Origin of the sequence: uncultured Leifsonia sp. (assembly GCF_945957465.1) — a bacterium.
GTDB lineage: Bacteria > Actinomycetota > Actinomycetes > Actinomycetales > Microbacteriaceae > Leifsonia.
This window is the reverse complement of record NZ_CAMFLC010000008.1, coordinates 84,466-107,427: the sequence shown is the minus strand read 5'-3', so window position 1 is coordinate 107,427 and position 22,962 is coordinate 84,466. Positions and strand designations below refer to the sequence as shown.

17 protein-coding genes are annotated in these 22,962 nt (G+C 70.6%); 14 read left to right on the top strand and 3 right to left on the bottom strand.

Going from position 1 to position 22,962, the window contains the following annotated elements; all coding sequences use genetic code 11:
- The first annotated feature begins 37 nt into the window (after window positions 1-37).
- A complete protein-coding gene (glgP, locus tag Q0Q23_RS06390) occupies window positions 38-2,605 on the top strand; it encodes an alpha-glucan family phosphorylase (RefSeq protein WP_295121073.1) in 2,568 nt (855 codons plus the stop codon).
- 60 nt (window positions 2,606-2,665) lie between these two features.
- Here the strand turns inward: glgP and ybaK are convergent, their stop codons facing one another.
- Together ybaK and glgX are read right to left on the bottom strand one after the other, a co-directional pair.
- Window positions 2,666-3,154 (bottom strand): Cys-tRNA(Pro) deacylase, encoded by a 489-nt coding sequence (gene ybaK / locus Q0Q23_RS06385; RefSeq protein ID WP_295121070.1) that lies wholly within the window; start codon window positions 3,152-3,154, stop codon window positions 2,666-2,668.
- Entirely contained in the window at window positions 3,154-5,286 is a 2,133-nt protein-coding gene (glgX, locus tag Q0Q23_RS06380; RefSeq protein ID WP_295121066.1) for a glycogen debranching protein GlgX, read from the bottom strand. Before glgX ends, ybaK begins: the two co-directional genes overlap by 1 nt.
- A 47-nt stretch (window positions 5,287-5,333) precedes the next feature.
- Between glgX and Q0Q23_RS06375 the strand changes: the two genes are divergently transcribed.
- The 13 genes from Q0Q23_RS06375 (at window position 5,334) to Q0Q23_RS06315 (ending at window position 21,239) form a co-directional block, all read left to right on the top strand.
- Window positions 5,334-6,539 (top strand): cysteine desulfurase family protein, encoded by a 1,206-nt coding sequence (locus tag Q0Q23_RS06375; RefSeq protein ID WP_295121063.1) that lies wholly within the window; start codon window positions 5,334-5,336, stop codon window positions 6,537-6,539.
- Window positions 6,540-6,548: 9 nt separating this feature from the next.
- Entirely contained in the window at window positions 6,549-7,652 is a 1,104-nt protein-coding gene (gene mnmA / locus Q0Q23_RS06370; protein WP_295121060.1) for a tRNA 2-thiouridine(34) synthase MnmA, read from the top strand.
- A 148-nt stretch (window positions 7,653-7,800) separates the two neighbouring features.
- Complete coding sequence (gene ligA, locus Q0Q23_RS06365) at window positions 7,801-10,074, top strand: NAD-dependent DNA ligase LigA (protein WP_295121057.1); 2,274 nt, start codon at window positions 7,801-7,803, stop codon at window positions 10,072-10,074.
- A 156-nt stretch (window positions 10,075-10,230) separates the two neighbouring features.
- Window positions 10,231-11,604, top strand: a complete 1,374-nt coding sequence (locus Q0Q23_RS06360) for an alpha/beta hydrolase (RefSeq protein WP_295121054.1) — start codon at window positions 10,231-10,233, stop codon at window positions 11,602-11,604.
- Between the two features lie 34 nt (window positions 11,605-11,638).
- Window positions 11,639-13,420 carry an alkaline phosphatase family protein gene (locus Q0Q23_RS06355; RefSeq protein WP_295121050.1) on the top strand — a complete coding sequence of 594 codons (1,782 nt, stop codon included), beginning with the start codon at window positions 11,639-11,641 and terminating at the stop codon, window positions 13,418-13,420.
- A gap of 44 nt (window positions 13,421-13,464) precedes the next feature.
- Window positions 13,465-13,761, top strand: a complete 297-nt coding sequence (gene gatC, locus Q0Q23_RS06350; protein WP_241701486.1) for an Asp-tRNA(Asn)/Glu-tRNA(Gln) amidotransferase subunit GatC — start codon at window positions 13,465-13,467, stop codon at window positions 13,759-13,761.
- A gap of 17 nt (window positions 13,762-13,778) precedes the next feature.
- On the top strand, window positions 13,779-15,326 hold the full coding sequence (gene gatA, locus Q0Q23_RS06345) for an Asp-tRNA(Asn)/Glu-tRNA(Gln) amidotransferase subunit GatA (RefSeq protein ID WP_295121044.1): 1,548 nt from the start codon (window positions 13,779-13,781) through the stop codon (window positions 15,324-15,326).
- A complete protein-coding gene (gatB, locus tag Q0Q23_RS06340) occupies window positions 15,326-16,825 on the top strand; it encodes an Asp-tRNA(Asn)/Glu-tRNA(Gln) amidotransferase subunit GatB (RefSeq protein WP_295121042.1) in 1,500 nt (499 codons plus the stop codon). Before gatA ends, gatB begins: the two co-directional genes overlap by 1 nt.
- 38 nt (window positions 16,826-16,863) lie before the next feature.
- Window positions 16,864-17,412: a GNAT family N-acetyltransferase gene (locus Q0Q23_RS06335; RefSeq protein WP_295121039.1), complete on the top strand. Its 549-nt coding sequence runs from the start codon at window positions 16,864-16,866 to the stop codon at window positions 17,410-17,412.
- Between the two features lie 4 nt (window positions 17,413-17,416).
- Window positions 17,417-17,977 (top strand): YbaK/EbsC family protein, encoded by a 561-nt coding sequence (locus tag Q0Q23_RS06330; protein WP_295121036.1) that lies wholly within the window; start codon window positions 17,417-17,419, stop codon window positions 17,975-17,977.
- Window positions 17,974-18,888 (top strand): oxygenase MpaB family protein, encoded by a 915-nt coding sequence (locus Q0Q23_RS06325; RefSeq protein ID WP_295121033.1) that lies wholly within the window; start codon window positions 17,974-17,976, stop codon window positions 18,886-18,888. The genes Q0Q23_RS06330 and Q0Q23_RS06325 overlap by 4 nt, the downstream gene beginning before the upstream one ends.
- 105 nt (window positions 18,889-18,993) lie before the next feature.
- On the top strand, window positions 18,994-20,751 hold the full coding sequence (locus Q0Q23_RS06320; RefSeq protein ID WP_295121030.1) for an APC family permease: 1,758 nt from the start codon (window positions 18,994-18,996) through the stop codon (window positions 20,749-20,751).
- Between the two features lie 53 nt (window positions 20,752-20,804).
- Window positions 20,805-21,239 (top strand): PaaI family thioesterase, encoded by a 435-nt coding sequence (locus Q0Q23_RS06315; protein WP_295121126.1) that lies wholly within the window; start codon window positions 20,805-20,807, stop codon window positions 21,237-21,239.
- Window positions 21,240-21,261: 22 nt separating this feature from the next.
- Here Q0Q23_RS06315 and Q0Q23_RS06310 read toward each other — a convergent pair whose 3' ends face one another.
- Window positions 21,262-22,959: a long-chain-fatty-acid--CoA ligase gene (locus Q0Q23_RS06310; RefSeq protein ID WP_295121026.1), complete on the bottom strand. Its 1,698-nt coding sequence runs from the start codon at window positions 22,957-22,959 to the stop codon at window positions 21,262-21,264.
- Between the last annotated feature and the right edge of the window lie 3 nt (window positions 22,960-22,962).

Sequence of the window (22,962 nt, the reverse complement as noted above, 5' to 3'; positions counted from 1 at the left end):
AACCATCCCGTCACGAGCCTCGTTTATGCTCGTGCGAGTGAAGGCCATCCGTAGATTCACCGTCCGCGCCGTCCTCCCCGACACCCTCTCCGCTCTGGAGGAGATCGCAGGCAACCTCCGCTGGTCGTGGCACGAGCCCACCAAGGAGCTGTTCGCCCGCATCTCGCCGGAGCTGTGGCAGGAGGTGGGGCACGACCCGATCGCCCTGCTGGGCTCCGTCGATCCGTCGCGGCTCGCCGAACTCGCGGCGGACCCCGGCTATGTCGACTGGGCGAACCACGTCAGGGACGAACTGCGGGCGTACATCCACGACCCGCGCTGGTACCAGTCGCTCGGTGACGCGGCGCCGGCCTCCATCGCGTACTTCTCTCCCGAGTTCGGCATCGCGGCGACCCTTCCGCAGTACTCGGGCGGTCTCGGCATCCTCGCCGGCGACCATCTGAAGGCGGCGAGCGACCTGGGCGTGCCGCTGGTCGGCGTCGGGCTCTTCTACCGGTCCGGCTACTTCTCGCAGGCGATCACGCCGGACGGCTGGCAGCTGGAGAGCTACCCCGTGCTCGATCCGGACGGCCTTCCGCTCAGCGTTCTGCGCGATCCCGACGGGGCGCCGGTGCAGATCACGCTGGCGCTGCCTGCCGGGGAGCTGCACGCGCGCGTGTGGCAGGCGGCCGTCGGACGGGTGCGGCTGCTGCTGCTCGACACCGACATCCCGGAGAACGAGGAGAGCCTGCGCTCGGTCACCGACCGGCTGTACGGCGGAGGCGGCGAGCACCGGCTGCTGCAGGAGCTGCTGCTCGGCATCGGCGGCGTGCGCGCCGTCAAGGCATGGGCCGAGCTCACCGGTGCCCCCGCTGCGGAGGTGTTCCACACGAACGAGGGTCACGCCGGCTTCCTGGGGCTGGAGCGCATCTCCGACCTGATCGGCGAGGGACTGACGTTCGACGAGGCCTTGCAGGTCGTGCGCGCCGGGACCGTCTTCACCACGCACACGCCCGTGCCGGCCGGCATCGACCGATTCGATCGGCCGCTCGTGGAGCGCTACTTCTCCACGTCGCTGCTGCCGGGGGTCGAGGTGGAGCAGGTGCTCGCGCTCGGCGCCGAGGACTATCCCGGCGGCTCGGACGCGGTGTTCAACATGGCTGTGATGGGGCTGCGACTGGGTCAGCACGCCAATGGGGTCTCCCGGCTGCACGGAGAGGTGAGCCGGCAGATGTTCGGCGGCCTCTTCCCCGGATTCGACACCCCGGAGGTGCCGATCGACTCCGTCACCAACGGGGTGCACGCACCGACCTGGACCGACCCGATGCTGCGATCCCTGGCCGTCGAGCGCCTCGGAACCGAGGACACCACGCACGCGGACTGGGCGAACTCGGGCGCGATCAGCGACCTCGACCTCTGGAGCGTCCGCACGCGCATGCGCGAGCAGCTCGTCCGCGATGCGCGCCGCCGGCTCGCCGCGGCCTGGGAGGCGCAGAACCCTGGCGGCATCGCGCCGGTGTGGATGAGCGACCTCCTCGACCCGAACGTCCTCACGATCGGCTTCGCCCGCCGCGTGCCGACCTACAAGCGGCTCACGCTCATGCTGCACGACCCTCAGCGGCTGCGGAACATCCTCCTGCACCCGGAGCGTCCTGTGCAGTTCGTCATCGCGGGCAAGTCGCACCCGGCGGACGACGAGGGCAAGCGGCTCATCCAGAAGCTGGTGCAGTTCGCCAGTGAGCCGGAGATCCGTCAGCGCATGGTCTTCCTGCCCGACTACGACATCGGGATGGCGCAGCAGCTCTACCCGGGCACCGACGTCTGGCTGAACAACCCGCTGCGCCCGCTCGAGGCCTGTGGCACGTCCGGCATGAAGGCCGCGCTGAACGGCGGACTCAACCTGTCCATCCTCGACGGCTGGTGGAACGAGTTCTACGACGGCGAGAACGGCTGGGCGATCCCGTCGGCCGACGCCGCAGGAGACGGCGCCGAGCGGGACGCGCTCGAGGCCGAGGCGATGTACGACCTGATCGAGAACCAGATCGCGCCGAGGTTCTACGACCGTGACAGCGACGGTGTCCCCGGCGCCTGGGTCGCGCAGATCCGGCACACTCTGGCGACGCTGTCGGCTCCGCTGAGCGCGGAGCGGATGGTGCGCGAGTACGTCGAGCGTCTCTACATGCCGGCGGCAGCGAACGAGAAGCGCCTGAGCGCCGACGACTACCGCGACGCCCGCGAGCTCGCCGCCTGGAAGGGACGGGTGCGATCGGCGTGGCCCGGCGTGAACGTGGCCCATGTGGACGCCGGAGGACTGGACGCGGTTCCCCAGGTCGGCGATCAGCTGCGCGTGCGTGCCCTCGTGCACCTGAACGGCCTCCGCCCGGAGGACGTGGAGGTGCAGCTCGTGTACGGTCGCAGCCAGGACGGCGACGACCTCACCGGTGTGCGGTACGAACGCCTGGAGCTCGGGCACACCATCCCGGGCGCCGACCCGTCGGTCGCGCTCGAGTTCTCGGGCGGCGTCACGCTCTCCTGGGCGGGGTCGTTCGGGTACACCGTTCGCGTCGTCCCGGTCAACGATCTGCTGCTCTCGCCGGCCGAGCTCGGCCTGGTCGCCGCCGCCTGACGGCACGATCGGGTCGTGGAGCTGCGCGGCGAGGCGTAAGCGGCGGCCCCGAGCGCCCCGTCAGCGGGCGATCGGGGCGTACGCGGCGCCCGTCACCACGAGGAGATCAGCCGGAGCGATCTCCAGGTCCAGACCGCGTCGGCCGCCCGAGACGAACACCGTGTCGAAGAGCTGCGCGGTCTCGTCGACGACCGTGACGTGGCGCGTCTTCTGACCGATGGGGGAGATGCCGCCGACCACGTAGCCGGTGCGCCGCTCGGCGACGGCCGGGTCGGCCATGGTGGCGCGCTTGGCGCCGACGGCCGACGCGAGCGCCTTGAGATCGAGCATCCCCGTCACGGGCACGACGCCGACCACGATGCCCAGCTCGGTGTCGGCGAGCAGCGTCTTGAAGACCCGGTCCGGCTCGACGCCGAGAGCGTCGGCGGCCTCCAACCCGTAGGACGGCGCCGCCGGGTCGTGCTCGTACGGATGCAGCGTGAACGGGATGCCCGCTTCGGCCAGGGCCGAAGAGGCCGGCGTACCGGCACCGGCGGGGCGCTTCGCCATCAGGGCGCCACCGTCGCGCTCGGACCCCCATCCGCGGCGGCGTCCGGCTCCACGGTCGCGCCCGCCGGCGCCTCCACGCGCGGCCCGTTGGCGCGGTAGAGCTGCATCGAGGTGCCGCCGACCATCCGGATGCTCCCCGGCTCCAGCTCGACCCCGTCTTCGGCGATCGGCACCTCGGTGGCGCTGTCCCAGAGCAGCTGATACGAGGTGACGCCGGGAGCGACCGGCAGCGACACCTCCACGTCGTCCTCCACGCCGTGCACGATCAGCAGGACACGGTTGAACTCCTCCTTGTCGGGGGTGGATGCGGCGAGATACTGCAGCGTGCGGTTCTCGGGCGAGTTCCAGTCCTCGTCGTCCATGAGAGCACCGGTCGCGTCGTACCAGTCCATGTGGCTGGCGTTCGGCGTGGTGCGGCCGAACACCGCGAACCGGCTCGGGCGCAGGGCGGGGTTCTCCCGGCGCAGCTCGAGCAACCTCCGCGTGGTGTCGAACATCTCGCGCTGTTCGCGGGTGCGCAGCCACGACATCCAGGTCAGCTCGCTGTCGTGGCAGTACGCGTTGTTGTTGCCGCGCTGGCTGCGGCCGTACTCGTCGCCGGCGGTGATCATCGGCACCCCGGCCGACAGCAGAAGCGTCCCCATCAGGTTGCGCATCGCCTTGTGCCGATCGAGGAGGATGCGCTCGTCGTAGGTCGGCCCCTCCGCGCCGTGGTTGAACGAGCGGTTGTTGTCCGTGCCGTCCCGGTTGTCCTCGCCGTTGCCCAGGTTGTGCTTGACGTTGTACATCGTGAGGTCGGCCATCGTGAAGCCGTCGTGGGCGGTGATGAAGTTGATCGAGGCCAACGGGCCGCGCTCGGGCGAGAAGGTGTTCGACGATCCGGCCAGCCGGGTGGCGAAACCGCCGATGCCGATCGGCGCCTGACCGTTGCGGCGGGCGTCGGCGATGTCGGCCAGCCAGAAATTGCGGACGCGGTCGCGGTAGCGGTCGTTCCACTCCGACCAGCCGTCGGCGAAGTTGCCGGTCTGCCAGCCGCCCATCCCGACATCCCAGGGTTCGGCGATGAGCTTCACGCCGGAGAGCACCGGATCGTCGAGCATCGCGGTGAGGAGGGGGTGGTCGCGGTGGTACGCGACATCCTCGCCGCGGCCGAGCGTGACGGCGAGGTCGAACCGGAACCCGTCGATCTGGAGCTCCTGCGCCCAGTAGCGCAACGAGTCGAGCACCAGCCGCTGCGGAACCGGATGGCCGAAGTCGACGGTGTTGCCGCAGCCGGTCACATCGACATAGACGCCGTGCTCGTCCTGACGGTAATACGTGGCATTGTCGATGCCGCGGAAGCTGGTGCGCGGACCGCCGATGCCCTCCTCCGAGGTGTGGTTGTAGACCACATCGAGGATCACCTCGATGCCCGCCTCGTGCAGCAGCTTGACCATGCCCTTGAACTCGCGCAGAACTCCCTCCGGCCCCTCGGCCTGCGCGGCGCGCGAGGCGTACGGTGCATGCGGGCTGAAGAAGTTGAGGGTGTTGTAGCCCCAGTAGTTGGTGAGGCCCTCCCGGATCAAGCGCTGCTCGGATGTGAACGCCTGCACGGGCAGCAGTTCGACGGCGGTGATCCCGAGACGCTGGAGGTAGGCGATCGTGGACTCGTGTGCGAGGCCGGCATAGGTGCCGCGCAGTTCCTCCGGCAGCTCCGGGTTCTGATGGCTGATGCCGCGCACGTGCGCTTCGTAGATCACCGTGTGATCGAGCGGAGTCGCCGGCTTGCGCGACGCCCCCCAGTCGAAGCCGTCGGAGACGACGGTCGAACGCCACTCCTCCGGACCGACCCGGGTGAGGCCGCGCGCATACGGATCCAGCAGCAGGCTCTCCGGGTTGAACATGTTCTGCGCCGACGCGGGCCCGGACGCGCGGATCGCGTACAGGCTGCCGACCTGCAGGCTGCGCGAGCGCCCCAGCCAGACGTTGTCGGCATCCCGGTGCATCTCGACGGTCTTGGTGCGCCAATCCGGGTCCTTGGGATCGAAGAGACAGAACTCCATCGCGTCGGCGCTCGCGGAGTAGACCCGCAGCTCCCCGCCGTGCGGACCGATGCGGACGCCCAGGTTGCGCAGAGGATCCACGGAAGTCATACGTTCTAGAGTAGTGACACACCGCGCCGCACCCCGAGGAGGCCCCGGTGCCCGTCTATCTCGACCACGCCGCCACCACGCCCCTGCGCCCCGAGGCGCTCGCCGCCTTCACCGACGCACTGGGGCTCGTCGGCAACCCGTCGAGCATCCACAGCCAGGGCCAGCAGGCCAGACGGATGCTGGAGGAGGCACGCGAGGCGGTGGCGTCGACGCTGGGCTGCGACCCGATCGAGGTGGTGTTCACCTCGGGAGGCACCGAAGCGATCAACCTGGCCGTCAAGGGCATGTACTGGGCGCGCAACGACGGCTCCGGCCGCCCCCGCATCCTGGTGCCGGGCGGTGAGCACCACGCGACGATCGACGCGGTCGAGTGGCTGGAGCGCGCGGAAGGCGCCCACGTGGAGTGGCTGCCGCTCGATGCGGAGGGCCGCATCCGCGCGGATGCCGTCGAAGCCGCACTCGGGGCCCCGGAGGACGTCGCGCTCCTCACCCTCCTGCAGGTGAACAACGAGGTCGGCACGATCGAGCCGGCCGCCCAGCTCGCCGCGCTCGCGCGGTCGGCCGGTGTACCCGTCCACGTCGACGCCGTGGCGGCTTACGGCCACCTCCCCGTCGATTTCGCCGCACTCGGAGCGGACGCCCTCAGCGTCTCGGCGCACAAGATCGGCGGCCCGGTCGGGATCGGAGCGCTGGTACTGGGTCGCAGCTCGTCCGTGGTGCCGCTCATCCACGGGGGCGGCCAGCAGCGTCAGGTGCGGAGCGGGACGCAGGATGTCGCCGCGGCCGTGGCGTTCGCCGCCGCGGCCCTGGCGGCGGAGGCGGAACGCGTCGACGAGACGCAGCGGCTCACGGCGTTGCGCGACCGGCTGATCCGCGGGGTGCGCCAGACGGTTCCGGAGGCGGTGCTGAGCGGTCCGGAGCCCGACAGCGGCGACCGGGTCGCGTCGAACGCGCACTTCGTGTTCCCCGGAGCGCAGGGCGACTCGCTGCTGTTCCTGCTCGACCTCGCCGGCGTCTCGGTCTCGACGGGGTCGGCGTGCCAGGCCGGCATCCCGGAGCCGTCGCACGTGCTGCTCGCGATGGGTCGGAGCGAGCAGGAGGCCCGCGGGGCGCTGCGGTTCACCCTGGGGCGGACGTCCACGGACGCCGATGTCGACGCGCTGCTGGCCGCGCTGCCGGGCGCATACGCGCAGGCGTCGCGTGCCGGCCTCGCCGAACGTGCGCCCGGCCGGCGCACAGGCGCCTCGGCGTAGACTCTTCCGGTGCGAGTTCTGGCAGCGATGAGTGGTGGCGTCGATTCCGCCGTGGCCGCTGCCCGCGCCGTCGAGGCCGGGCACGACGTGGTGGGGGTGCACCTCGCGCTGAGCCGGATGCCGGGGACCCTGCGAACCGGCAGCCGAGGCTGCTGCACCGTCGAAGACTCGATGGACGCCCAGCGCGCGGCGAACATCATCGGCATCCCTTATTACGTCTGGGACTTCTCCGAGCGGTTCAAGCTCGACGTCGTCGACGACTTCATCGCCGAGTACTCCGCCGGGCGCACGCCGAACCCGTGCATGCGGTGCAACGAGCGGATCAAGTTCGCCGCGCTCCTCGAGAAGGCTCTCGACCTGGGCTTCGATGCGGTCTGCACAGGTCACTACGCCAGCGTCGTCACCGACGCGGACGGCAACAGGGAGCTCCACCGGGCGAGCGCGTGGGCGAAGGACCAGTCGTATGTGCTGGGCGTGCTCACGAGCGAGCAGCTCGCGCACGCGATGTTCCCGCTCGGAGCGACGCCCTCCAAGGCCGAGGTTCGCGCCGAGGCGGCCGCGCGCGGCCTGAGCGTCGCGAACAAGCCGGACTCGCACGACATCTGCTTCATCCCGGACGGCGACACGCGCGGCTGGCTGGCCGAGCACGTCGGTGCGGAGCAGGGCGACATCCTCGATCGCGAGGGCAATCGCCTCGGCTCGCACGAGGGCGCGCACGCCTACACCGTCGGCCAGCGCAAGGGTCTCAACATCGGGTACCCGTCTCCGGACGGCCGGCCGCGGTTCGTGCTGGAGGTGCGGCCGAAGGACAACACGGTGGTCGTGGGTCCCAAGGAGGCCCTCGACATCGCGGAGATCGCCGGGTCGCGCTTCACCTGGGCCGGACTGCCGCCGGCGGATGCCGCCACGCCGTTCGCGTGCGAGGTTCAGATCCGCGCCCACGCCGATCCGGTGCCGGCCGTGGCGCAGGTGCGTGACGGCGAGCTGGTGGTGCGGCCGGACGAGCCGCTGAACGGCGTGGCCCCCGGCCAGACGGCCGTCGTCTACGTCGGCACCCGCGTGCTCGGCCAGACCACGATCGACCGCACGGTCTCCGCCGTCCCGGTTCGCTGACGGATCGGGACGGAACGGGCGGCCGTCCGTCCGGCGGATCGCCGTTGTGCGGGCCGGATGACCGGACGTCCGGACGTCGCTGCGGCGTGTCGCGTTCGGACTCCGGCGCTGCCGTCGCAGCGTCGGCAGTGGTGAATATGCTTGCTGGGTGGCGATCGAGACGACGAGCGAAGACGACCTTGCACGAGACGCGGTCGAGGCGCGTGCAGAGGCCCAGGAGCTGACGACCAGGATCCTCGAACTGCGCGACGCTTACTACGAGCGCGACACGGTGCTCGTGAGCGACGACGAGTACGACCGCATGATGCGGCGGCTGGAGGAGCTCGAGCGGCTGTTCCCCGAGCTGCAGAGCCAGGACAGCCCGACGCAGACCGTCGGCGGTCGCGCTCAGACCACGCTCTTTGCTCCGGTGCAGCACGCCGAGCGCATGCTCAGCCTCGACAACGTCTTCTCGCTCGAGGAGTTCGAGGCATGGGCGGCGAAGGTCGAGCGCGACGCCGGCCGACGGGTCGACTACCTCTGCGAGCTCAAGATCGACGGCCTCGCGATCAACCTCCGGTACGAGGACGGCGTGCTGGTGACGGCCGCGACCCGTGGCGACGGCGTCGTGGGGGAGGACGTGACGGAGAACATCCGCCAGATCCCCGCGATCCCGCAGCGCCTCGCCGGCGACGGGCCCTTCCCGGCGGTCGTCGAAGTCCGCGGCGAGGTGTTCTTCCCCGTCGAGGAGTTCGACGAGCTCAATGCTCACCAGCAAGAGGCCGGCGAACGCGTCTTCGCGAACGCGCGCAACGCGGCCAGCGGCTCCCTCCGGCAGAAGGCCGAGGGCAAGAACGCCGCTCAGCTCGCGCTCATGCGCGACCGCCTGCGGCGCCTGCACATGCTGGTGCACGGCATCGGAGCGTGGCGCAACCCGCCCGTGGACGCCCAGTCCGAGGTCTACCAGCTGCTGGGGTCGTGGGGTCTGCCGACCTCGACGCACTACCGGGTCCTCGGCACCGTGGCGGAGGTCGACGAGTTCATCCGCTACTTCGGCGAGCACCGCGGCAGCGTGGAGCACGAGATCGACGGGATCGTCATCAAGGTCGACGAACTCGCCCTGCACGACGAGCTCGGCGCCACGTCGCGCGCGCCGCGCTGGGCGATCGCCTACAAATACCCGCCCGAGCAGGTCAACACGAAGCTCTTGGACATCGTGGTGAGCGTCGGCCGCACGGGCCGCGCCACTCCGTTCGCGGTCATGGAGAAGGTGCGCGTCGCCGGATCCGAGGTGCGCCAGGCGACGTTGCACAATCAGGAGGTCGTCAAAGCCAAGGGCGTGCTCATCGGAGACACCGTGGTGCTGCGCAAGGCCGGAGACGTCATCCCGGAGGTGCTCGGGCCGGTCGTCGAGCTGCGCGACGGCACCGAGCGACCGTTCGTCATGCCCGAGAACTGCCCGGAGTGCGGGACGCGGCTCGCGCCGGCGAAAGAGGGCGACATCGACCTCCGCTGCCCGAACGCCGAGTTCTGCCCCGCACAGGTGCGCGGCCGGGTGGAGCACATCGGTTCGCGCGGCGCCCTCGACGTGGAGGCGCTGGGGGAGGTCGCGGCGGCGGCCCTCACCCAGCCCCGCTTCCCGTCCACCGCGCCGCTGCCGACCGAGGCCGGACTGTTCGGCCTGAGTGTGCGCGACCTCTTCCCGATCGAAGTCGTCGTCCGCGATTCCGAGACGGGCCTGCCCAAGCTGACCGACTCCGGTGCCGAGAAGGTGGACACCCCGTTCCGCCGCCGGCGGCAGAAGAAGGACGGACCGTTCGATCCGGAGGCGACCGAGTTCACTGGAGATGAGCTCTATGTGCCCTCGAAGAACGCCGTCGAACTGGTCGCGAACCTGGCGGCGGCGCGCACCAAGCCGCTGTGGCGCATCCTGGTCTCACTGAACATCCGCCATGTGGGACCGGTGGCCGCACGAGCTCTGGCCGACCACTTCGGCTCGCTCGACGCGATCCGTTCCGCGACCCGAGACGAGCTCGCCGCGGTGGACGGCGTGGGCGGGATCATCGCCGACGCTGTGCTCGCCTGGTTCGACGTCGACTGGCATCGCGAGATCGTCGAGCGCTGGGCGGCCGACGGGGTGCAGTTCGCCACCCCGGGCCACAGGGGCCCCGGTGCCCAGGCCGAGGCGGGGGGTGTGCTCTCCGGTCTGACGGTGGTCGCGACCGGTTCGCTGGACGGTTTCACCCGCGAAGGCGCGCAGGAGGCGATCATCGCCGCTGGCGGCAAAGCTGCGTCGAGCGTGTCGAAGAAGACCGACTTCGTGGCGGCCGGTCCCGGCGCCGGCTCGAAGCTGGCCAAGGCCGAGGAGCTCGGCGTGCGGATCATCGATGCGGCCCAGTTCGCGATTCTTGTCGAGAAGGGACCGGAGGCGTTGGACGCGTAGTCGGCCGATTTGTGGACAGACCACAAGTTATCCCCCTGAATCGGGGGTAGAACGACCATCCGTCCACCGCTCTGGTGCCGGTAGAGTCGAGGTGTGCGCTCGCCCGGCGCGCACGCAAGGGCTTAGCTCGCTCGCTCTCGGAGGGACCCGGACGGAGTGCTGGTCGGCTTTGCAGCAGCTTCCATCGTCACCTCGGTCGTCACAGGACTGACCGGGGCCTTCGTCATGCCCGCTGAGAGCGCTCACGCGGACGTCTCTCCGGCTGCGGCCGTCCGGCCGATCGCACAGGACGCCATGCGGTCTGCGTCCATCGGCGACGCTCCGACGAGCTCCGGCCCGGGCCAGGCCGCGCCGCCGAACCGGAGCGTCGCGGGCGTCCTCACCTCGATACAGGCCGTGGACCCCGCCGCGCTTCCCGGTTTCCTCAGCGCCCATGCCGCCGACCTCGACCGGCTGCTGGTCGACCCGCCCGCCGCCGCGGACGTCAGCCGGCTGTGGACGCTGCTCGACCCCGCCCGTCAGTCCGAGCTCGTCCGGGCGGCGCCGCACGTGGTGGGCAACCTGGAGGGCGTGCCCTACGACGTCCGCGGAAAGGCGAACCGGCTGGATCTGCAGCGGACGATCGACACGGCGAAGCAGCGCCTGCGCTCCGAGCGCGGCAAAGCCGCCCGGGTCGCACTCAAGCGTCAGCTCACGACGCTCGACAATGTGAAGACCGCGCTGGCCAAGAAGGACGGCGTCACCCGCACCCTGGTGTCGCTCGACCCCTCCGACGACGCCAGAGCGGCAATCGTCGTCGGCGACCTGCGGACGGCACGCTACGTGAGCGTACTGGTCCCCGGCATGTACATGGCGGTGGGCGAGCAGATCGAGGCGTGGTCGGCGGTCGCGCAGGACCTGTACGACCAGCAGACCGGATTCCTGAAGCGGCTGGGCGGTGCAGGGACCACGAAGCGCACGCCGGGTGTGGCCGTGGTCGCCTGGATCGGATACCAGACGCCGGTGCTGACCAACATCGGCGGACTCGAGCTCGCCCGGGAGGGCGCCGACAGCCTCGAGCGGACGCTGATGGGCATCCAGTCGCTGCGCGCCTCCGACCCGCCGTATCTCAGCGTCCTCGCCCACTCCTACGGCTCGACGGCCGCGCTGCTCGCGCTCGAGCGCGGCACCGTCACGGTCGACGCGTTGGCGCTCATGGGCTCGCCGGGTTCGGACGCTCAGTCCGTGAAGCAGCTGGATGTGCGCGGGGGCAACGTCTTCGTCGGCGAAGCGCCGATGGATCCCATCGTCAACAGCGCGTTCTTCGGCAGCGACCCGGGCTCGCCCTCGTACGGCGCCAAGCCGATGGGGGTCGACGGGGCGGTGGATCCGCTCACCCACCGCACTCTCAGCGGGTCCAGCGGCCACAACGAGTACTTCACTGCGGGCACCGAGTGCATGCGTAACCTGGCGATGATCGGGATCGACAGGGGCGACCTCGTCCTCGACGGTCGCGGGTCGGCGACGACCTCGGTCGCGTCGCACCGCTGAGCGGCTGCGACGCCCGCCGCGCATAATGGGACCGATGGATCCGGAGCACGACGATCACGCGCCGAACGACGGTGTGGCCGATCCTGCTGCGAACGGACACGCGCCGGCGTCGTCCCGGCGCGCGTTCCTGAAGGGCGCGGGGCTCGTGGCCGCCGGGGCGGTCGTCGGGGGAGCGGCCGGCGGCGCCGTCGGCGCCGGTGTGGCCTCGCAGCAGTCCGCCGCTCCGGCCGCGGACGACGAAGCGGGGGAGGAGTACCCGACGCTGCCGGCCCCGCCGAAGCCGGGCTTCGACCACCTCGTCGTGCTGATGTATGAGAACCGCTCGTTCGACAATCTCCTCGGCTACCTGTACGACGAGAAGAACCTTCCGAAGGGCGCGCGCTTCGACGGGCTGGCGTTCGGCGACTACAGCAATCCCGATCCGGCGGGCGGCGAGATCCGGGTGCATCCCTACGAGGGGAGCACCGATTTCATCATGCGGCAGCCGTCCCCGGACCCGGGCGAGGTGTACCCGCACGTCAACACGCAGCTCTTCGGCATCGTCGACCCGCCCTCCAACGAGGATGCCCGGGTGCGGGAGCTGCAGCCCCCGTACAACGCCCCGCCGGCCGGGATGAAGCCCACGATGAAGGGTTTCGTCCGCGACTACATCGGTGTGCTGCGGAAGGACACCGGCGCCGAGCCCGCTCCCGACGACTACCGGCGGATCATGGGCGCCTTCACCCCCGAGATGCTGCCGGTCTTCTCGACGCTCGCGCGACAGTTCGCCGTCTACGACGACTGGCACTGCGCCGTTCCCTCGCAGACGTTCTGCAACCGGTCGTTCTTCCACGCGTCGACCTCGCACGGGTACGTGGACAACGCGGGAGCAGGCGGACTCCGCAAGTGGTTCGACCCGGCGAACGACGCCCCCACGATCTTCAACCGGCTCGAGGAGGCCGGGCGCAACTGGCGCGTCTATTTCGACGACCGGCAGCTCATCTCGCTGACGGGCTTCATCCATGCGCCGGTGCTCGAGCCGTACTGGAAGACGCACTTCCGCACGATGACCGATTTCTACGCCGACGTGGCCGAGGGCACGCTGCCGGACTACGCGTTCATCGAGCCGCGCCTGCTCTACGACCACAACGACATGCACCCGCCGGGCGGACCGCTGACGGAGGAGGACGTCGACGGGACGCTCATCGCCGGCGGCGGGGTCTCCGATGTGCGCGCGGGGGAGCTGCTGCTGCACCAGGTGTACTCGGCGATCCGCGGATCGCGCAGCGCCACGGGGTCGAACGCGCTCAACACCATGCTGCTCGTGACGTTCGACGAGCACGGAGGAACGTACGACCACGTGGCGCCGGGAGCCGCGACGCCGCCCGACGGCAGCGGACCGGGGGAGAACGGCTTCCGGTTCGACCGGCTGGGTGTGCGCGTCCCCGCCATCGCGATCTCCGCCTACACCGAGCGCAACACGATCATCCACGACGAGATGAGCCACGCCGCGGTCATCGCCACGCTCTGCCGCGCGTACGGTCTGCCGCACCTCACCGAGCGCGACCGTGGTGCGCGCACCGTCCGCAACGCCGTGAACCGGCGCACTCCTCGCCAGCCGGGGACGTGGCCCGACACGCAACCGCAGTACCTGCCGCCGAACCCCGAGGCGGGCGCCCCGGCGCCGGGCGACGAGGATCGTCCGCTGAGCCCTCCCGGCGTCGGGCTCGTCGGCCTGCTCACCGCGCGGTACGGCGCGCCGGGCGACCCGGTGCCGCGCACGTACAAGGAGGCGTACGACGCCGTCGACCGGCTGGGGCGCGGTCTGTTCGGCTGACCATAGAATTGGTTCCGTCCACCCAGAAACCAGCACGGAGACGCATGTCCGAAATCAGCGCAGAACAGGTCGCTCACCTGGCGAACCTCGCCAGGATCGACCTCAGCCCGGAAGAGATCGAGAGCCTCACGAGTGAGCTCGGCCAGATCGTCGAGGCGGTCGCGAAGGTGCAGGAGGTCGCCGGTCCCGACGTCCCCGCCACGAGCCATCCGCTTCCGCTCACCAACGTCTTCCGCTCCGACGAGGTGCGACCGTCGCTGACCGTCGAGCAGGCGCTCTCCGGCGCCCCCGCGCGGGAGGGCGACCGGTTCAAGGTCGCCACCATCCTGGACGAAGACTGAGCCGAGGAGTGCCCGAGATGACTGATCTGACCCGGCTCACGGCCTCCGCACTGGCCGACCTGCTCTCCGCTCGAGAGGTCTCCTCCGTGGAGGCCACCCGCGCCCACCTCGACCGCATCGAGTCGGTGGACGCCGACGTCCACGCGTTCCTGCACGTCGCCGGCGAGAACGCCGTGCGCACGGCGGCCGAGATCGACGGCCGCCGGGCGGCCGGCGACCCGCTCGGTGCGCTCGCGGGCGTTCCCGTCGCGATCAAGGACGTGCTCGCCACCCGCGACATGCCGTCGACCTCCGGGTCGCGCATCCTCGAGGGCTGGATCCCGCCCTATGACGCGACCGTGGTGCGCAAGCTGCGCGAAGCCGACCTCGTGCCGCTGGGCAAGACCAATATGGACGAGTTCGCGATGGGCTCCTCCACCGAGCACTCCGCTTTCGGTCCCACGCGCAACCCGTGGGATCTGGAGCGGATCCCCGGCGGCTCGGGCGGCGGCTCGGCAGCGGCCGTCTCGGCGTTCGAGGCGCCCTTCGCGCTCGGCTCCGACACGGGCGGCTCGATCCGGCAGCCCGCCGCCGTGACCGGTTCCGTGGGGGTCAAGCCGACCTACGGCGGCGTCAGCCGCTACGGAGCGATCGCGCTGGCGAGCTCGCTCGACCAGGTCGGCCCCGTGTCGCGCACGGTGATCGACGCCGGCCTGCTCCACGACGTGATCGCCGGGCACGACCCGTTCGACTCCACGTCGCTGACCGACTCCTGGCCGTCGATGGCCGACGCCGCGCGGGCAGGGCTGCGCGACGAGGCGCTGCGCGGCGTCCGTGTCGGCGTCGTCCGCGAACTGAACGGCGAGGGCTTCCAGGCCGGGGTGAAGCAGCGCTTCGACGAGGCGCTCGCGCTCCTGCAGGCGGCCGGTGCGGAGGTGGTGGAGGTCGAGGCCCCGAGCTTCGAATATGCCGTCGCCGCGTACTACCTCATCCTCCCGGCCGAGGCGTCCAGCAACCTGGCGCGGTTCGACTCCGTGCGGTTCGGGTTGCGCGTGGACCCCGAGAACGGGCCGGTCACAGTCGAGCGCGTGATGGCGGCGACCCGCGACGCCGGGTTCGGTCCCGAAGTCAAGCGCCGCATCATCCTCGGCACGTACGCGCTGAGCGCGGGCTACTACGACGCCTACTACGGCTCGGCGCAGAAGGTCCGCACGCTGATCCAGCGCGATTTCTCGGCCGCGTTCGAGAAGGTCGACGTGCTGGTCAGCCCGAGCGCGCCGACCACCGCGTTCAGGTTCGGCGAGAAGCTGGCCGACCCGATGGCGATGTACCTCAACGACATCACCACCATCCCCGCCAACCTCGCCGGCGTGCCCGGCATGGGCCTGCCGATCGGGCTGGCGCCGGAGGACGGCCTCCCGGTCGGCATGCAGCTCATGGCGCCGGCGCGCGCCGACGCGCGGCTCTACACGATCGGCGCCGCACTCGAGCGGCTGCTGGAGCAGCAGTGGGGCGGCCCGCTGCTCAGCCAGGCGCCGGATCTGAGCGCCACCGAGATGTTCGCGAGCGAAGAGGGAGCGGTCTGATGGCCAAGGCCCAGTTGATGGATTACGACAAGGCCCTCGAGCTGTTCGAGCCCGTGCTCGGTTTCGAGGTGCACGTGGAGCTGAACACGGCCACCAAGATGTTCTGCGGCTGTGCGAACGAGTTCGGCTCCGGCGCCAACACGAACACCTGCCCGACGTGCCTCGGTCTGCCCGGCGGCCTGCCGCAGGTCAACGAGAAGGCGATCGAGTCGAGCATCCGCCTGGGGCTCGCGCTCGGCTGCGAGATCGCCGAGTCGAGCCGGTTCGCGCGCAAGAACTACTTCTACCCCGACCTCGCGAAGAACTTCCAGACCTCCCAGTACGACGAGCCGATCGCCCACGACGGCGCGGTCACCATCGAGCTCGAGAACGGCCGCGAGCTGCGGATCGAGATCGAGCGCGCCCACATGGAGGAGGACGCCGGAAAGCTGACCCACGTCGGCGGCGCGACCGGTCGTATCCAGGGCGCGGACTACTCGCTGGTCGACTTCAACCGCGGCGGCGTACCGCTCGTCGAGATCGTCACCAAGATGATCGAGGGCGCCGAGGGCGACGCTCCGGAGGTCGGGCGCACCTACGTCCGCGCCATCCGCGACCTGGTGAAGGCGCTGGGCGTCTCGAACGCTCGCATGGAGGAGGGCAACGTCCGCTGCGACGCGAATGTGTCGCTCCGCCGGCGCGGTTCGTCGGAGCTGGGCACACGCACGGAGACCAAGAACGTCAACTCGCTGCGCTCGATCGAGCGCGCCGTGCGCTACGAGATCCAGCGCCAGGCCGCGATCCTCGAGGCCGGCGGCACGATCGTGCAGGAGACGCGGCACTGGCACGAAGACACCGGCACGACCTCCGCGGGGCGTCCGAAGTCCGATGCCGACGACTACCGGTACTTCCCGGAGCCGGACCTCGTACCCGTCGCACCCAGCCGCGAGTGGGTGGAGGAGCTGCGCGCGACGCTTCCGGAGGCCCCTGCGGCGCGCCGCAAGCGCCTCACCGTCGAGTGGGGGTTCACGGCGCTGGAGTTCCAGGACGTGGACAACGCCGAACTGCTCGACGAGCTGGAGGCCACCATCGCAGCCGGCGCCACCCCGGCCGCCGCGCGCAAGTGGTGGACCGGCGAGATCGCCCGGCTGGCCAACGCCCAGGGCGTGCCGGCCGGGACGCTGGTCAGCCCGCAGCACGTCGCCGAGCTGGCCGCGCTGGTCGACGCCGGCACGCTCACCGATCGCCTGGCCCGCCAGGTGCTCGAGGGCGTCATCGCGGGCGAGGGCGCTCCGCAGCAGGTCGTGGACAGCCGCGGGCTCGCGGTCGTCTCCGACGACGGCGCACTGGTCGCGGCGATCGACGAGGCGCTGGCCGCCCAGCCCGACGTGCTCGAGAAGATCCGCGACGGCAAGGTCCAGGCCGCCGGCGCGGTCATCGGCGCGGTGATGAAGGCCATGAAGGGCCAGGCGGACGCCGCTCGCGTGCGCGAGCTGGTGCTCGAGCGGGCCTCGCAGTGACGGTCGGCCCGTGACGGCCTCGCAGTGACGGTCGCGCGATGACGGCCACGATCGAGCGCGTCACCGGCGCGAGCGCTGCCGCGACCGCGGTCGCGCTCGCGCCCGTTCTGATCGACACCGTCGCCTCCGGGGCGAGCGTGGGCTGGGTCGACCCGCCGACGCCGGAGGAGGCGGCGGTGTGGTGGGCGGCGCTGTTCGCCGACCCGGACGCCGAGACCTGGGTCGCCCGCGACGGCGAGCGCGTCCTCGGGACGATCACCCTGGTGCGGGCGGCGAAGCGCAACGGCCCGCACCGCGGGGAGGTCATCAAGCTGATGGTGCATCCCGATGCTCGCGGCCGTGGCATCGCACCCGCACTGATGACGGCACTCGAGGAGCACGCGGCCGCGCACGGGCTGACACTCCTCGTGCTGGACACCGAGACCGGCAGCCTCGCCGAGTCCCTGTACACCCGGTGGGGCTGGCAGACCGTGGGCGGCATCCCCGGCTACGCGATCAGTCCGTCCGGCGCGCTCGGGGGCACCACCATCATGTACAAGCAGCTCGACCCCCGCGTTCGTGAGGAGCCGGCGACAGCGCTAGCGTAGGTGCATGGGCGTCTTCACACTCGGCGGGCTCACCACGGCGCCGGCCTCCTCGCGCACCGAGCTGCTGGCGTCGCCGACTCTCGACGCTCTGGGCGCGCTCGGCTGGCTGGACGAGGTCGGCGTGGTCGAGATCGACCCCGACGTCTCCGACACCGCGGCGACGCAGGAACGGTTCGGCCTGGCCGCGGACACCCTCGCCAACTGCGTCGTCGTCGGCGGCAAGCGCGAGGGCGTGGAGTCGATCGCCGCCTGCGTCGTGCTCGCGACCACGCGCGCCGACGTGAACGGCACGGTCAAGCGGCTGCTCGACGTCCGCAAGGCCTCGTTCCTGCCGATGGAGCGCGCGGTGGAGCTCACCGGGATGGAGTACGGCGGCATCACACCGATCGGCCTGCCCGCCGGGTGGCCCGTGCTCGTCGATTCCCGCGTGGTCGCCGACGGCGTGGTCGTGATCATCGGTTCGGGTGTGCGACGTTCGAAGCTGCTGCTGCCGGGGCGGCTGCTGGGCGCGCTGCCGTCGGCACAGGTCATCGACGGACTCGGGATGGAGTTGCCGGTGCGATGACCGTCGACGTCGTCGAGCGCCTCCTCGGGCCGGTCCGGTCGCGACTGATCGAGACACTGTCCGGACGGTCCGATCGCCTGCCCGCGTGGATCCTGCGCCTCGAGGACGGCGACGACGCGGGCTTCTTCCCGGCGGGCGGGGCGGCGTGGACCGTGCACGGCGGCATGCCGACCCTCGTGGCCGGTGTGCGCGCACTCCTCCTTCAGGCAGTGCACCCCGGCGCACTCGCGGGCGTGCGTGATCACTCGCGCTACCGGGAGGACCCGCTGGGCAGGCTCGCGGGCACCATCCAGTGGATCCACACGGTCACTTTCGGCAGCCGAGCGCAGGCGGTCGCCGGCAGCGAACTGGTGAAGTCGCTGCACGAGCGTGTGCGCGGACAGTACGTCGATGGGCACGGTACGACCCGCGCATACGCCGCGAACGACCCGGAGCTGGCCGCGTGGGTGCACCTGGCGTTCACCGATGCGTTCCTCACCGCCCATCAGCGCTGGGGGTCGCCGATCCCCGGAGGAGCGGACGGCTACGTCGGGGAGTGGGCGACCGCGGCGGAGCTCATGGGCGTCGAGGACCCGCCGCGCACTGCAGCGGACCTGCGGGCACGCATCGACGAGGTGACCGATGCCGGCGACCTGCGCGGGGGCCCCGACGTCGAGGAGATCGTGCGCTTCATCCGGCGCGCACCGCTGCGGCGCACACTGCGGCCGTCGTACCGCGTGGTGTTCCGTGCCGCGGTGTCGACCCTCGAGCCGCGGCACCGCGTCCTGCTCGGCTTCCCGGCGGTCGACCGGCTCCCGATCGACGGCGCGACGGCACTCGTGCTGCGTGGGGCCCAGGTGCTGCTCGGCCCGCAGACCCAGGCGGAGCTGGCGGCGCGTCGGCGACTGGCCCGACTCGACTCGACGTTCTGAGGTCTCTCGCAGGAGAGCCGTACCCCCGAAACGGCCGACCGGGAGCTACGCTGTGCTGCGGTGGCCCGTTCACCGGTGAGCGGACCCGAGTCACCGGAGGTTGCAATGACATCCACCAGCCCGTCCGCCACGGACGAAGCAGGGAAGAAGGGCCTGAAAGGCGGTGCGCTCGGCCTCGTGTCGAGCGTGGTCGTCGGGGTGGCCTCGACCGCGCCCGCGTACAGCCTCGCGGCGAGCCTGGGTTTCATCGTCGTCGGTGGGACGCTCGCGGCCGGCGTGAAGGCCCCGGGCATCGTGCTGCTCGCGTTCATCCCGATGTATCTGATCGCGGTCGCGTACCAGGAGCTCAACAAGGCCGAGCCGGACTGCGGCACGACCTTCACCTGGGCCGCCCGTGCCTTCGGGCCGATCACCGGCTGGCTCGGCGGGTGGGGGATCGTGATCGCCGACATCATCGTGATGTCCAACCTCGCCCAGATCGCCGGAAGCTACTCGTACACGTTCGTCGGCGGATTCGGCCTCCCCGGGGTGGCCGCTCTCGCGAACAACAACGTCGCTGTGACGATCGCCGGCCTCGTCTGGATCGCCCTGATGACGTGGATCTGCTATCGCGGAATCGAAGTGTCGGCGCGCGTGCAGTACGTACTCCTGGCTTTCGAGGTCGTCATCCTGATCTTCTTCGCGGTCTTCGCACTCGTGAAGGTCTACACCGGCACCGCCGAGCCGTACTCGCTCATCCCGCAGTGGTCGTGGTTCAACCCGTTCACGCTCGACTTCGGGCAGACGATCGCACCCGCCCTCCTGACCGCGATCTTCATCTACTGGGGCTGGGACACGGCCGTGTCGGTCAACGAGGAGACCAAGAACCCGGAGAAGACGCCCGGCCGCGCCGCCGTCATCAGCACTCTCCTTCTGCTCGCCACGTATGCGATCGTGACGGTCGCTGCCGTCGCCTTCGCCGGGGTCGGCGAGAAGGGGATCGGGTTGGCGAACCCGGCGAACTCCGGTGACGTCTTCTCGGCGATCGGCCCGACGCTCTTCGGCGGCGGTCCGGTCGGGGCGGTCCTGATGACCTTGCTCGGCTTCTCCATCCTGACGTCCGCATCCGCGTCCACCCAGACGACGATCCTGCCCACCGCGCGGACGACGCTGTCGATGGCCGTCTACAAGGCGATCCCGGAGAAGTTCGCTCGCATCCACCCGAAGTTCCTCACGCCGACCTGGTCGACGATCGGGATGGGCCTGGTCTCCGCCGTCTTCTACCTCGCCTTCACCGCGATCAGCGTCTCGTTGCTCAACGCGCTGATCGGGTCCATCGGTCTGATGATCGCCTTCTACTACGGTCTCACCGGGTTCGCGTGCGTCTGGTACTACCGGCGGACGCTGTTCACGAGCTTCCGGCACGCGATCATGCGCGGGCTGTTCCCGTTGCTCGGCGGTCTGATGCTGCTGGCCGTCTTCATCTACGGCACGTACAACTTCGCTCAACCGGATTGGCTGACCGACGACCAGGGCAAGAACGTCACGATCTTCGGGATCGGAGCGGAGGCCGTGGTCGGCATCGGCGGCATCCTCATCGGGGTCGTGCTGATGATCGTCTGGCGGTTCATCCGTCCGGACTACTTCAAGGGGCTGACGTTGCCGCGCAAGAGCGACGACATCGTGCTCGCACCCGAACCGGTGGGAGCGGACACGGTGTTCGGAGGAGTGGCGACCCGGCTGCCCGCCACGGTCATCGCACCCGACTTCTCCAACCTGCCCGAGGGTCAGACGCCGGTCAATGCCGATACGCTCGAACCGGTCGACGAGCCGGCGGACCTCCCCCCGGCCGACCCCGACCTACCGCGGAAGGGGAGCGAGTGAGCGAGCGCAGCCGAACCGTCCACTGGGAGGATCCGGCGCCGGGCGTCGCCGTCATGCCGACGATGAGCGGCCTGGAGTATTTGCACCGGATGATCGCGGGCGAACTCCCGCCGCCGCCGATCACGAGCCTGATGCGGATGACCCTGACCGAGGCGGAACCGGGCCGGGCGGTCTTCGTCTGCGAGCCGGACGAGTCGCACTACAACCCGATCGGCACGGTGCACGGCGGACTGGTCTGCACCCTGCTCGACTCGGCACTCGGCTGTGCGGTGCAGACGACGCTGGCGGCGGGACAGGGATACACGTCCATCGAGATCAAGGTCAACTATCTGCGGCCGGTCTTCGCGACCAGCGGCCCGCTGACCTGCAGTGCGACGGTCACGAAGCCCGGCAATCGTGTCGCGTTCGCCGACGGCGTCGTCACCGACGGTGCGGGCAAGACCGTTGCGACGGCGACCGGCTCGCTGCTGGTGTTCCCGATCGGGTGACCGGTCGCTCACCGGCGCGGCGTCAGCCCCCCTGCCGCGCCGCCAGCAGCCGATCGCGCACCGTGCGCCGGATCACCTTGCCGACGATGCTGCGCGGGAGCTCCTCGACCTGCACCACGTGCTTCGGGACTTTGTAGGCCGCCAGGCAGTCGCGGCCGAACGCGCGGATCGCCTCCTCGTCGAACGACGCTCCGGGCTGCATGACGACGGCGGCGACCACGTCCTCGCCGCCGCGACGGTGCGGGAGTCCGACCACGGCGACGTCGTCGACGCCCTCGAACCCGCGCAGGGCGTCCTCGACCTCCGTCGGTGAGACGTTGAAGCCTCCGGTGACGATGAGCTCCTTGATGCGGTCGACGATGCGCACGAACCCGTCGGCATCCATCGTGACGATGTCGCCGGTGCGGAACCAGCCGTCCTTCGTGAGGACCTTGGCCGTCTCGTCGGTCTTGCGCCAGTAGCCCGAGAACACCTGCGGGCCGCGCGCGACCAGTTCGCCTTCCTCGCCGAACGGCCGGTCGCTGTCCGGATCGTCGGGATCGACGACGCGCAGCTCGGTGCCCGGCAACGGGAGGCCGACGGTTCCGGCCTTCCGCGTCGCGCCGACCGGGTTGGCCATGAGCACCGGCGAGCACTCCGACAGGCCATACCCCTCCGCGAGGTAGCCGCCGGTCTTCGACTCCCACAGCTCGACGATCGCCTGGGGGAGGCTCATCGCCCCCGAGATGGCGATGTCGATGCCCGACAGCGACACCCTGCGCTTCTCCGCAGCCTGCACGAGGCGCTCGTAGATCGGCGGTACGGCCGGCAGGAACGTCGCCGGGTGCTTCTTGACGACGTCGAGCACGAGGTCGGGGTCGAACTTCGGGAAGAGCACGAGCCGGGATCCCATGCTCATCGCGAACGTCAGGCAGAGGGTGAGCCCGTACGCGTGGAACAACGGCAGTACGGCATAGACGACGGAGGTCCCGCGCTCGATGGTCGGTACCCAGGCCCTCGCCTGCGCGGCGTTCACGGCGAGGTTCAGGTGCGAGAGCATGACGCCCTTCGGCAGCCCCGTCGTCCCGCTCGTGTACTGGATGAGCGCGAGGTCGTCGCGCTCGGGCCGCGGCACGGAGGCCTTGAGCCGGCGCGACGACACCAGGGACTCCCACGGGATGGTGCCGGAGACCTTGGCGGTCAGCTGCTCGCGGGCCTTGCGGGCCGCCGGGACGGGCAGGCGCAGGGCGAAGCGCTTGGCGGCCGGCATCCCGCGGGTGATGTCGACCGAGACGATCGTGGTCACGCCGAGGTCCGCAGGCAGCTCCTGGACGGTCCGGGCGACCTTGTCCCAGACGATCGCGACCGTGGCGCCGTGGTCCTCGAACTGGTGGCGCAGCTCCCGCGGCGTGTAGAGCGGATTGTGCTCCACGACGACGGCTCCGAGCCGGAGCGCCGCGTAGAAGGCCACGACGTGCTGCGGGCAGTTCGGGAGCACCAGCGCGACGCGGTCGCCCTTGCGCACCCCGCGCTTGCGGAGCCCCTCCGCGGCGCGTGCGATCTGGTCGCCGAGCTCGGCGTAGGTCGTGGTGGCCCCGAAGAACTCCAGGGCGACGTGCGTGCCGTAGGTCGCGACGGAGGCGTCGATGAGGTGGGCGAGGGACCCGTCCGGCAGGTCGATGTCGGCGGGGACGCCCGGCGCGTAGCCGGCGACCCACGGGCGATCGCTGTAAATGCTCACGGT

Excerpts from the sequence above, each read along its gene's own strand:
- gatC (WP_241701486.1), top strand. The coding sequence starts at position 13,465 with ATGTCCGAAATCAGCGCAGAACAGGTCGCTCACCTGGCGAACCTCGCC.
- Q0Q23_RS06320 (WP_295121030.1), top strand. The coding sequence starts at position 18,994 with ATGACATCCACCAGCCCGTCCGCCACGGACGAAGCAGGGAAGAAGGGC.
- glgX (WP_295121066.1), bottom strand. The coding sequence starts at position 5,286 with ATGACTTCCGTGGATCCTCTGCGCAACCTGGGCGTCCGCATCGGTCCG.
- Q0Q23_RS06335 (WP_295121039.1), top strand. The coding sequence starts at position 16,864 with ATGACGGCCACGATCGAGCGCGTCACCGGCGCGAGCGCTGCCGCGACC.
- gatB (WP_295121042.1), top strand. The coding sequence starts at position 15,326 with ATGGCCAAGGCCCAGTTGATGGATTACGACAAGGCCCTCGAGCTGTTC.
- ybaK (WP_295121070.1), bottom strand. The coding sequence starts at position 3,154 with ATGGCGAAGCGCCCCGCCGGTGCCGGTACGCCGGCCTCTTCGGCCCTG.
- gatA (WP_295121044.1), top strand. The coding sequence starts at position 13,779 with ATGACTGATCTGACCCGGCTCACGGCCTCCGCACTGGCCGACCTGCTC.
- Q0Q23_RS06315 (WP_295121126.1), top strand. The coding sequence starts at position 20,805 with ATGCCGACGATGAGCGGCCTGGAGTATTTGCACCGGATGATCGCGGGC.
- Q0Q23_RS06325 (WP_295121033.1), top strand. The coding sequence starts at position 17,974 with ATGACCGTCGACGTCGTCGAGCGCCTCCTCGGGCCGGTCCGGTCGCGA.
- Q0Q23_RS06330 (WP_295121036.1), top strand. The coding sequence starts at position 17,417 with ATGGGCGTCTTCACACTCGGCGGGCTCACCACGGCGCCGGCCTCCTCG.
- Q0Q23_RS06355 (WP_295121050.1), top strand. The coding sequence starts at position 11,639 with ATGGATCCGGAGCACGACGATCACGCGCCGAACGACGGTGTGGCCGAT.